The following is a 2,500-nucleotide window of genomic DNA, read 5'->3' as shown; positions in this document are numbered from 1 at the left end:
AATCAAACTCGGAGATAGCTGGTTCTCTGCGAAATCTATTTAGGTAGAGCGTCATCCGAATACCCCGGGGGGTAGAGCACTGGATGGGTAATGGGGCCCCACAGGCTTACTGATCCTAACCAAACTCCGAATACCCGGGAGTACTAGATGGCAGACACACTGCGGATGCTAACGTCCGTAGTGGAGAGGGAAACAACCCTGACCTACAGCTAAGGCCCCCAATTCATGGCTAAGTGGGAAAGCAGGTGGGACGACCAAAACAACCAGGAGGTTGGCTTAGAAGCAGCCATCCTTTAAAGATAGCGTAACAGCTCACTGGTCTAAACAAGTTGTCCTGCGGCGAAGATGTAACGGGGCTCAAGCCATGAGCCGAAGCTTAGGATGCCGTAAGGCATGGTAGCAGAGCGTAGTGTGACATAGAACTCATCCGTATTTGCATCTGTGTTGTGTAACAGCAGCGGGATGTAATGACGGATCGAGTTCTTTCGATGAAGCCGGCCTGTGAGGGATCCGGTGGAGAGATCACTAGTGAGAATGATGACATGAGTAGCGACAAAGAGTGTGAGAGACACTCTCGCCGAAAGTCCAAGGGTTCCTGCTTAAAGCTAATCTGAGCAGGGTAAGCCGGCCCCTAAGCCGAGGCCGAAAGGCGTAGGCGATGGGAACTAGGTTAATATTCCTAGGCCAGGAGGATGTGACGGATCACAGGTGTAGTTCAATCTTATCGGATTGATTGGGCTGCTGAGTGGTTCCTGGAAATAGCCCTCCATCAGACCGTACCCTAAACCGACACAGGTGGACTGGTAGAGCATACCAAGGCGCTTGAGAGAACGATGTTGAAGGAACTCGGCAAAATACCTCCGTAAGTTCGCGAGAAGGAGGCCCGGTTCCTAGGCAACTAGGGGCTGGGGGCACAAACCAGGGGGTGGCGACTGTTTATTAAAAACACAGGGCTCTGCGAAGTCGCAAGACGACGTATAGGGTCTGACGCCTGCCCGGTGCCTGAAGGTTAAAAGGAGAGGTGAGAGCCTTGAATTGAAGCCCAGGTAAACGGCGGCCGTAACTATAACGGTCCTAAGGTAGCGAAATTCCTTGTCGGGTAAGTTCCGACCTGCACGAATGGCGTAACGACTTCCCCGCTGTCTCCAACATCGACTCAGCGAAATTGAATTGCCTGTCAAGATGCAGGCTTCCCGCGGTTAGACGGAAAGACCCCGTGCACCTTTACTACAGCTTCGCACTGGCATCAGGATTGTGATGTGCAGGATAGGTGGTAGGCTTTGAAGCGGAAACGCAAGTATCCGTGGAGCCTCCCTTGAGATACCACCCTTCGCACTCTTGATGTCTAACCGCGGTCCGTTATCCGGATCCGGGACCCTGCGTGGCGGGTAGTTTGACTGGGGCGGTCGCCTCCTAAAGCGTAACGGAGGCGCGCGAAGGTTGGCTCAGAGCGGTCGGAAATCGCTCGTTGAGTGCAATGGCAGAAGCCAGCCTGACTGCAAGACTGACAAGTCGAGCAGAGTCGAAAGACGGCCATAGTGATCCGGTGGTCCCGAGTGGAAGGGCCATCGCTCAACGGATAAAAGGTACGCCGGGGATAACAGGCTGATACTGCCCAAGAGTCCATATCGACGGCAGTGTTTGGCACCTCGATGTCGGCTCATCTCATCCTGGGGCTGGAGCAGGTCCCAAGGGTACGGCTGTTCGCCGTTTAAAGAGGTACGTGAGCTGGGTTTAGAACGTCGTGAGACAGTTCGGTCCCTATCTGCCGTGGGTGTAGGAGACTTGAGAGGAGTTGCCCCTAGTACGAGAGGACCGGGGTGAACGATCCACTGGTGGACCAGTTGTCGTGCCAACGGCAGTGCTGGGTAGCTATGATCGGACAGGATAACCGCTGAAGGCATCTAAGCGGGAAGCCCCCCTCAAAACAAGGTCTCCCTGAGGGCCGTGGAAGACCACCACGTCAATAGGCCGGAGATGTAAGCGCAGTAATGCGTTCAGTTGACCGGTACTAATCGCCCGATAGGCTTGATTTGATCCAGTAATGGAAAGACAAATCAAAGACATACACACCCTGAGTTGGACAACGTTGATCTGATTAACACAACCGTGCAGGACCGCGCATCCGCTTCGCGAATACGCTGCCTCCTGCCCGTCGCTTTTTTGCTCCGCAAAAACAGCGACGTGGGGATTTTCCTCGGTTTGGTGGTCATAGCGCAAGTGAAACACCCGGTCCCATCCCGAACCCGGAAGTTAAGCACTGCCGCGCCAATGGTACTTGGGCTTAAGCCCCGGGAGAGTAGGTCACCGCCAAACCTAGCAAAATCCCCAAGTCTCTCTAAAACGATGAAAACAAATCTGACTCTGACGCGGGATGGAGCAGCCCGGTAGCTCGTCAGGCTCATAACCTGAAGGTCGTAGGTTCAAATCCTACTCCCGCAACCAATACTTCCAGTCAGATATCAAGCACTTAGCGCCCCAAGGGGCGCTTTCTGCGTTC

1 tRNA gene and 2 rRNA genes (1 of these 3 cut by a window edge) are annotated in these 2,500 nt (G+C 54.1%); all 3 read left to right on the top strand.

The features are described from left to right. Window positions 1–2,036: ribosomal RNA gene (locus ACR0M9_RS20835) — 23S ribosomal RNA — on the top strand; it begins 809 nt to the left of the window's first position. A gap of 165 nt (window positions 2,037–2,201) precedes the next feature. Next, window positions 2,202–2,316 (top strand): 5S ribosomal RNA (rrf, locus tag ACR0M9_RS20830). 52 nt (window positions 2,317–2,368) lie between these two features. Continuing rightward, a tRNA-Met gene (locus tag ACR0M9_RS20825) sits at window positions 2,369–2,445 on the top strand. Window positions 2,446–2,500 lie beyond the last annotated feature (55 nt).

The organism is Ruegeria sp. CH2, from assembly GCF_056537065.1.
Note: the sequence above shows the minus strand (reverse complement) of the source record. Positions and strands in the feature narration are given on the sequence as shown.